We start from the raw sequence: 9,288 nt of genomic DNA, 5'->3' as shown, positions 1-9,288 counted from the left end.
CCTGCCAGTAAAGAAACAGGAGCGTATTGAACTTCAAAAACTGACTCAGTACCGTTTTCTGGTCCGCCTAAGGCTTCAAAGTTGCGAGTAAATGGTACATTCAAAGAATACACACCGCTGTTTACAACCTCCTGTAGTAATGTCTCGGCTTTGGCATTTTCGTTACGACTCAAATATAAGTCAGCTAATAAAGTTTTTGCACTTCCTAATGTAGCACGCCCTACCTCTCGCCCTCCTGGAATATTCACAATAGGTTGAATGAGACGTGGATTGGGATGACGAGTTGGCAATAATCGAATAGCCTCTAACAAGTCTTTCTCAATTTGTGCTTGTACCTCCTGCACACTGTTACGTGGAATATTCAAGGTTCGAGTATCTGTAATTTCTTTCGTAACTAATGGTACATCACCGAATAAACGTATCAAGTTATAATACAATAACGCTCGAATAAAGTAAGCTTCACCTACAAACTGGTCTCTCAAAATTGCTTGATTACCTTGCAAACCTTCTATTTTGGGTGCTCTTTCTAAAAAAACATTGGCTCTGTAAACCCCAATGTAACTCTGCGCCCATAACGCAGCTGCAATACTTGAATTAGATTGTACAGTTTGAAACTCCAAATCGGCAAATGCTTGATCCCCTCCCGAACTTATTTGCCCATCATCACTGAGTGCATCTGTAATCCAGAATCGGCTATAAACTCCTCTCAAAGAAGTATAAACGCCATTGATTCCTTGAAATGCTCCTAAAAAATCGGTGTAAAAATCTGCTACACCTACTTGACCCGTATCACTGAGCTTAGGTTCGAGTACTTCGTTGCAGGCCGTGGTTGAAAACAATACCAATGCCAATAAATATATGCTTCTTTTCATTGTTCAGAGTTGATTAAAATTGAAGGTTAAAACCCACTTGGAAAGTTCGAGCTACTGGGTAGCCTGTTTGGTCAATACCACCGTTTAGTACGTTACTACCACTACTGTTTACTTCTGGATCCCAGCCTTGGTACTTAGTGAAAGTAAGCGCATTACTCACGCTGGCATACAGTCTTAAAGACTCAATTCGAGCTTTTGATAGTATTTTACTTGGCACTTGGTAGGCAAAAGTGATATTACGAATTCGTAAGAACGAGCCATCCTCGATAAAACGATAGGATGTCAAACGGTTATACTGTGACTGTGCCCCAGCAGTTAGACGAGTATTGCCATTACCCGTACCTGGCCCTTGCCAACGGTCTAAGTTTGCTAATCCACCAGCATAATTCAAAAACTGTTCACGTTGTAGGCGAGATTGATTAAAAATATAATTACCGTAAACAAAGTTGGCAAATACGTTAAGTGAGAAGTTCTTGTAGGTAAGATCATTGGTCATACCACCATAGAACTTCGGAAAGGGCGAGCCTAATATTTCACGGTCTAAGTCAGTAATTTTCCCGTCCCCATCAGTATCTACGTACTTGGCATCACCTGCTCTTGTTACTGTATTGTTCCAAGTAGGATAGCCTTTTGTTTCCTCATCGGTTTGGAATATTCCATTAGTTTTCCAGCCAATAAACGAACCAATGGGCAGTCCATTGCGAGTTACGTTTACGGGTCCAGCAGCACCCGCCGGCGTAAAGCCAAAAGTTTCTTGTGGGCCACCCGATGCAGTCAAACCTAAATCAAGGACTTTGTTTTGAACAAAGCTAATGTTGAAATTAGTATTCCATTTTAATGCACCCGTTAAGTTCTGAGTATTAAGGGCAAATTCAAATCCTTTGTTCTGAATAGTACCTAAGTTGGCAATCTGACTCGAAAAACCCGAAAATTGTGGAATCTGAATGCCAATCAATAGATTTTTAGAATTATTGATGAAATAATCAGCCGTAACATTCACTCGCCCTTTCAAAATACTGAAATCAATACCCAAATCAGTTTTTTGGTTAGCTTCCCATTGGAGATTGTCGTTTGCCAATGAATTAGGTGACGCTCCATTTACAAATGTCCCTCCAAAAGTATAGTTAGCGGCGCCCATTCGTGCCAAGAAGCCAAAAGAGCCAATATCTTGATTACCCGTTAACCCATGGCTTGCACGAACCTTAACATCGGTCAAGAAATCAAGGTTTTTCATAAAAGGCTCATCAGAAACTCGCCACCCAGCCGAAATGGCAGGAAAATAGCCGTACCGATTAGCAGGGCCAAAATTCGAAGAACCATCTCTCCGAACTGTACCTGTTAGTAAGTATTTGCCTTTGTAATTGTAATTAACCCTTACAAATTGCGACACAATACCTGCCTCAGCATAACCTTCTGACATAAGAATGTTTTGCCCACCACTACTTGCTAACAAAAGATTAGGATTTAATGCGCCATCGCTACGCCCAGAATAGTTTTTAGTTTGAAAATTTTGGGCTGAAAAACCGAGTAATGCCTCTATTTGGTGATCTTCACGGATTGTACGATTGTAGGTCAGCGTTTGGTCAAGTACCCAGTTTAACGATTGAGTATTATTAAAACCTATTCGATGGCCAGTAGGGGCCATATCTGGTCCAGCCACTGTAAATAATGGCCCACGAGGCTGCGCAAATTGAATGTTTTTTTGGTTCAGCGTTGTAAAATCTACCCCTGCTAATGATTTAAATTTCAGTCCATCAATAATTTCATATTCTACAAAAACGTTGGTACTTACTCGGTTTCTGTCCAAGGGGCGTAAGAACTTCTCAGCTTCAAATACTGGATTCCTGTTAAAGTCAGTCCAAAAAGCAGAACCAATGAGAGGCCCAAAATATGACCCATCTGGGTTAAATGCCTGTACAAACCCTGGGGTACTGAGTGCTTGGAGAGGGGTGCCCTGAAATGGGTTATTATCAGCTACATTGTTTCCGCTTTGATTTGAAACCGCCGAACGCAAACCAAATTTGAGGCGGTTGGTTGCATTCACATCCAGGTTGAAACGAGCCGAAATCCGGCGCATGTCAGTATTGATAAAAATCCCGTTCTGTTTGAAGTAGTTGGCACTCGTCATATACTTGATTTTCTCACTTCCGCCGCTCGCTGATAGGTTGAGGTCTTGGATAGATGCAGTACGAAAGAGTTCGTTTTGCCAATCAACACTTTTAAATGAAGGGCTTGAATTAAAAGTAAATGGGTTAAAAGCCTCTGGATAGATAAAGCGATTAAAATCACTCACTGTGTTAAGAAGTGCCTCATTCCGAACCACTATACCTTCTGTGGCATTAAGCATATCCAGTTTGTTAATCATTTGCTGAACACCGTAATAGTAATCCACATTGAATTTAGTCTTCCCTGATTTTCCCGATTTGGTTGTAATTACCACCACACCGTTTGCAGCTCTTGCTCCATAAATAGCAGTAGCAGAGGCATCTTTTAAAATATCAATAGATTCAATATCATTGGGGTTAAGTGTCGCCAGTGGACTACCGAGGTTACTTTCGGGTGTAGCAGCATTCCCACCACCAGCTGTCACTTGTCCTCCTGCGTCAAAAAGAGGAACACCATCCAATACGTACAATGGGCCGTTTCTTCCCGCATTGGTACTATTTACACCCCGAATCTGTACCTGAGCCGCACCACCTGGTGCTCCGTTCGACTGCATGATCTGCACCCCTGCTGTTCGTCCTTGCAGGGCTTGTTCGGGACTCATAACTGGCACTTGACGTATCTGCTCCGATTTTACAGTGGCCACTGCCCCCGTTACGTTACGTTTACTTTGTGTGCCATAACCGACGACAACTACCTCACCTAATGCTTTGGTATCAGCTTTAAGTGTAATAGTCAAACGAACACGATTGCCCACGGTTAGTTCTTGGCTTTCATAACCCACATAACTGAACACCAAGACCGCCTTAGAGTCGGGGACAGAGAGACTAAACTCCCCAGCGGCATTAGTAGATGTGCCTCGCTGAGTTCCTTTTATCAAAATATTTACGCTGGGCAATGCTACCCCACTTTCATCGGTCACTGTTCCTGTGACGGTCAGTTCAGCGGGAGTGTTTCCCGCTTCGTCGTTTTTTGGTAAAGTCGGTTGAGGCTCATTTTCATCTACATTGAGTAGTATTTGCCCACCAATTACTCGATATGAAATACCAAGTGGTTTAAATATTTGCTCTAATACTACTGATAGTTTTTGGTCTGAAACAGCCACGCTTATTTTCCTATTCGCCCGTATATTATTGGAACTAAATACAAACTTAACATTGGCGATTGTTTCAATTTTATCTAATACTTTTCGCACTTCTACGTTTTCTAACTTGACACTTATTGAACGGTCAAGCAATTCCTGTGCATTAGTATCGTGAGCGTATCCAAGCGAAATTCCTACCATAATTAGGAAAGCTTGCAAAAGTGTTATCCTCATAATTTGCCTGAGTAGAGGAGAGGTTGATAATTGTTTTTTCATTACTTTTGGGGGTTTTGTTGGACTATTTAAAAAAAATCGGCAAAACGACTCCTCTACACACCCTCTTCGGGGTGTATCAACTGCCAAGTATTAGGAGGAGTGACCTAACGAGCCGAAAGTGTTACAGCACATTCGGCTCATTTTTGTTTGAATGTTTTTTATGACATAGGCATTGGTTTAAAGATTTGTTTATTCTTGAGCACAACCATTACCACTTACCAGTATTTTGGTACCACGCACTTCGTAGCTGGCATTAATTGAAGCACAGAGTAAATCAAGTTTGGTAAATAGTGGTTGTTTGGTTATATCAGCAGTAAAAAGGCAATTTCTGAGTCGTTCATTTTCTAAAATGAATTCAATTCCATAGGATTCTTCCAGCTTTGCCATTACTTCACTAAGCGGCGTATCATCAAATATAAATGAAGGCTCCATAACTTTATTAGGTGTTTCTGATGGAATCAGTACTGGGTTCTCTACCAAACTTGTCACGAAGGTTTGATTATTTTGGGTGTAAAAAACCTTTTGATTTGGAGTAAGTATAACACCACTTTTTACTTTTTCAGAAATATAATCATTACGAGCGTCTCTCTGAAAGACAGATACTTTACCTGTCAATACTGCTACTTCAACTGAGCGATTATCTTGGGGCGCATTTACCCAAAAACTCGTTCCTAATACTTTTGTGACAACTTCACCCGTATAGACAAAAAACGGTTTCTGCGAATTCCGTTTTACTTTGAAGAATGCTTTCCCTGTTAAAAAGACCTCACGTTTTGTCCCTTCAAAACGTTCAGGGAACTCAATACTGGCGTTGGGCTGGAGACTAATTTCGGTACCATCAACAAGGGTTAGTTTTTGGGGCTGTTGAGATGTATTTGTTTCTTTTTTCAAACCTTTTGTTTGATTTACAACTACAGATGGCAGTAGTGTTCTGTCAAGTTTTTGCCACTGATAACCTCCCCATACCAATCCTAATAATACAGAGGCTGCGGCTATCCAACGCCATAAAGAAAATACGGAAGGTTGGTGACTTGAAAAAGTCGGTTCTATATTTTGACGTGATTTAATGGCTTTCCATATTTGGTTCTCAATTTGTTGGCTGTCTTCGTAAGTATGGTTGGGCTTCTCACCATCAATTAAGGTAAACCATTGATCAACCAAGCGTCTTTCTTGCTCAGAACACTCGCCTTGTCGATAACGACTTAATAACTTATGGAAGTGTTTTTTACTCATGGAATTGAATGCGTTTGTAGATAAGACGAGAAAAAAGGAGCTAACCGTAAATATGAAAAAAAAATAGCGGAAATATTATATCAATACTAACAAAAACGCAGAAAGTTCTTTAAAAAGTACTATATAAACAATAGTAAATGACACTTATCAGAAACTCTTTTAGTAAAGTTTTGAGTGTACGTAGTGCTTGTGTAATATGATATTCAACGGCTCGTTCAGTCAATTGAAGACGGTTAGCTATCTGGCGTGTTGATTGTCCCTCAAAACGATTAAGGCGAAAGACTTCTTTGGTTTTAGGTGGTAATTTTTCTACCGCCTCTTGTAAAGCTTGTTGGAGTTCTTCTAAAAAAATGGGATAGTCATTGACATCTTCTACCTCAACGTTGTCCAACTCATCAAAGGTTTTTTGGCGGTAATAATCAATAATACGGTTCCGAGCTGATGCAAATAAATAGCTTTGAATATTATGTATTAACAGTGAATCTCTCTTTTCCCAAAGGGTAACAAACAAATCTTGCACAATTTCTTCAGCTACATTCCCATCATGTGTTTTGACGTAAACAAAATCATATAATCGTTTCCAATACAAACGATACAATGACTCAAACGCCGCTTGATTGTGGTTTTTGATTAACTGTAAAAGTTCAATATCTGTCAGAGGTACATCCAAGGCTACACATTACCCAAATTGGGTTTTGATTTTATGTGAGAATCTGAATATGCTATAAAAGCGCATTCAGGCTTAATTGTTAGTATTGCGTCAAAATTGAGTACGATGGGGTGGTTCTCAAATGGCGGACACTTTACTTTGCAGGTTAGTTAATTGTTTTTGGTTATAGATTTGTTCAAAATTTTCAGGGCTTAGATAGCCCAATGCCGAATGTCTGCGTTGTCGGTTGTAATAAACTTCAATGTAGTCAAAGAGTTCGGTTTTAGCATCTTCGAATGATTCAAAACTTCCCTTTTCTATCAATTCACGCTTAATTGTTGCCCAAATTGATTCTGCATGAGCATTTTCATAGGCAGATTTAACCCCTGCCATACTTTGTCTGAATTGGTATTTGTCAATGAGTTGTTTAAACTTTAAACCAAAATACTGTCCTCCACGGTCTGAATGAAGGGTTAGTCCGTTAGTAGGTTTATAGCGTCTAACAGCACTACTTAAGGCGGCCATAATCAACTCTTGTGTCATTGAAGTATCTATTGCCCAACCCACAATTCTCCGTGTGTAAATATCTGTCCAAGCGGCCAGGTAAGCCCATTTAGCACCCTTGAGCGGTATATAAGTAATGTCAGAAACCCATGCCTGATAGGGCTTGACGGCCTCAAAACCCATACCCAACAAGTTAGGACAAGCCACTAATCCATGTTTACTATTTGTGGTTTTAGGAACAAAAGATAGCGGTTGAATAGCCTTTAAACCCTGCTCTTCAAGCAATTTACGAACACCATGACGGCCAATTTTATAACCCATATCTTTCAGTTCTGCGTGCAGCCTTCTTGAACCATAACGACGTTTATGGCTCTGAAAGACTTGCCGTAATTCAGCACCTAAACCGCTTTCAATAGGTTGTTGATGACTTTCCCCTTTGAGATAGGAGTAATAGCTACTTTTGCTGATATTAAGAATATTACACATGGTTCTAATCGGATATTTTTTTTGTTCTCGCTTTACAAATTCATATCGCTCAATTATCCCGACTTGGCAAAAATGGCTGTCGCTTTTTTTAAGATATCTCGTTCCATCTCTGCTTGTTTCAACTGATTACGTAGCTGAGAAACCTCTCGCTCCAAATCGCTGATTTTTCGCTTGTCATCGGAATCCATTTTACCTTGCCACTGGTAAATGATACCCTCACTGATGCCCAATTCCGCAGCTACTTTGGGTATGCTCTGGCCGTTGCGTACTTTTTGAAGTACTTGTTCTTTAAAACTGGTGTCATATTTTTGACCCCGTTTGTTCTTACCTTGATTTGCCATAATTGTACAAAATTACGCATTACAGGTGTCCGTCTAAACAGGACCACTCCACGAATATATAAGGCTTCTACTTTACTCTAACCAAAAATCACCAATTCTGGTCTTACTTTATTGATAATTCCCCATTGATTACATAGCCTTTGTTACTTTCAATCCAAACCCTTCATCCAATTCAAAATACAACAAAAATCCTCGCTGTTTAGATTCTTGTTCCGTAACTTCTATGTGAGATCGAATAGCCGAAAGCGAGCGCAATGACTCGGCATGGTACGGAAACATACGAAAGAATTCTTTCATCATCCATTCCACATCAGTTATCATATTGAACTGATTGACCAAAGCCGTCCCTTGAAATTTGGCAATCAATTCACCATAGTGAGTCTTATTGGCAGCATTACCCAAGAGGCGATCATAAAATTCGTCGGCATGTTTGCGTAATCGAGTTTTGTAGTCAGCTGTTACTTGTTCTATGTACTTATCAACGTCCGTGATTACCTCTCCCCTACCCTGCTTGGCTTTCTTCTCTTCTATGGCTTTCAAGTTTTTCTTTTCCCACACCCAAAACCGTATGCCCGTTACTCGTGGTTTTTTTGATTCTAAGTTATTACCGAGCAACTCATATTTCACAAACAAGTCGGTTTTCTCGTTTATCTCCTGAATCGCTGGATCAATGACGTGTTTTTTTAAAGACGAAAAACGAGAATAAACCGCTTTATTGAAGCCCAATTTTTCCTTGAATGACTTCAAGTCCACGTCAATGGGGCGACCATAGTTCTTCCAACTGCTAAAAAAAGGGAATAACTTGATAGAGCGAGTGGTCTGTAAGGCAAATACGTTTTTCTTGAAGAAGCTAAAATTCTCGGTTTCCTTTACCTGCAAAATCTGCTTCGCTAAATCATGCGATATATAGAGGTCAATCTTTCCAGAATCGTGTTTATGTACACTCTGCGAAATAATGGGTACGATGATGGTTTCTCGACCTTCTATCCATTCCACAAGCGTAGTCTGTAACATCTTGATGGAGTCAATCAAGTACGAATAGCCCGATGTGTTGGTCGTTTGAATGCTCTTTAAAAAGTCTTTAATTTCAAGTGTTAATACAATGTTTGTATTACGACTCAGGTTTTCTAAGTCTGATGGTTTGAGTCGTGAAGCAATTTCGTAGAATAACTTAGGTGTATATACTTCGTTAATCTCCGCTTTTTTACTTTTCGACAACTGACGTATAAAGGTGGGCGTTGCAATGGGGTTATTCAGAATGACCACATCGGAATTATTCTGCAAGTCTTCAATGTATTCCGAATTGGTCTTCTTTGCCATTGGTTGTTTGTTAGGTTTAGAATTCAAGCAAACTTAGATAAAATGTAAATACGCTCAAAATTTATTTACATTTTATCTTTTCAAGTATGTTGATTATCAATTAATTAACTCTTATTCAGTAATGAATGGATATACATTATCTCCAAAAATGTATATTACCCTATGCCAGTATTCATTTTCTGAGGTCAGTTACGATGGTTTTACATGAATGGATATACATTTTATGCTGAGTTATCAACAATAATAACTATTCAACTCTCTGTTTATCAGTACGATAAATACTTATCCACACATGAATGAATATACATTTTATACACTTTGAGGTTCTACATGAATAGATATACATTTATACATGACTCA

The 9,288-nt window shown here is 39.5% G+C and carries 7 protein-coding genes; all 7 read right to left on the bottom strand.

Annotation, left to right across the window (positions count from 1 at the left end; all coding sequences use genetic code 11):
* Positions 1 to 872: RagB/SusD family nutrient uptake outer membrane protein (locus G563_RS0117725; protein ID WP_028666490.1), on the bottom strand; the 872-nt coding region annotated here is incomplete at its 3' end.
* A 13-nt stretch (positions 873 to 885) separates the two neighbouring features.
* A complete protein-coding gene (locus tag G563_RS0117720) occupies positions 886 to 4,395 on the bottom strand; it encodes a TonB-dependent receptor (protein ID WP_084650903.1) in 3,510 nt (1,169 codons plus the stop codon).
* Positions 4,396 to 4,584: 189 nt separating this feature from the next.
* On the bottom strand, positions 4,585 to 5,628 hold the full coding sequence (locus G563_RS35150) for a FecR family protein (RefSeq protein ID WP_051211053.1): 1,044 nt from the start codon (positions 5,626 to 5,628) through the stop codon (positions 4,585 to 4,587).
* Between the two features lie 109 nt (positions 5,629 to 5,737).
* The gene (locus tag G563_RS0117710; RefSeq protein ID WP_028666488.1) at positions 5,738 to 6,298 is read right to left on the bottom strand and encodes an RNA polymerase sigma-70 factor; all 561 of its coding nucleotides are present in this window, start codon (positions 6,296 to 6,298) and stop codon (positions 5,738 to 5,740) included.
* 117 nt (positions 6,299 to 6,415) lie between these two features.
* The gene (locus G563_RS0117705; RefSeq protein WP_037327344.1) at positions 6,416 to 7,321 is read right to left on the bottom strand and encodes an IS3 family transposase; all 906 of its coding nucleotides are present in this window, start codon (positions 7,319 to 7,321) and stop codon (positions 6,416 to 6,418) included.
* A complete protein-coding gene (locus G563_RS0117700) occupies positions 7,321 to 7,608 on the bottom strand; it encodes a transposase (RefSeq protein ID WP_028666486.1) in 288 nt (95 codons plus the stop codon). The genes G563_RS0117705 and G563_RS0117700 overlap by 1 nt, the downstream gene beginning before the upstream one ends.
* A 129-nt stretch (positions 7,609 to 7,737) precedes the next feature.
* Complete coding sequence (locus G563_RS0117695) at positions 7,738 to 8,928, bottom strand: replication initiation protein (RefSeq protein ID WP_028666485.1); 1,191 nt, start codon at positions 8,926 to 8,928, stop codon at positions 7,738 to 7,740.
* Positions 8,929 to 9,288 lie beyond the last annotated feature (360 nt).

This window comes from Runella zeae DSM 19591 (assembly GCF_000423565.1).
In the GTDB taxonomy this organism is placed as follows: domain Bacteria; phylum Bacteroidota; class Bacteroidia; order Cytophagales; family Spirosomataceae; genus Runella; species Runella zeae.
Note: the sequence above shows the minus strand (reverse complement) of the source record. Positions and strands in the feature narration are given on the sequence as shown.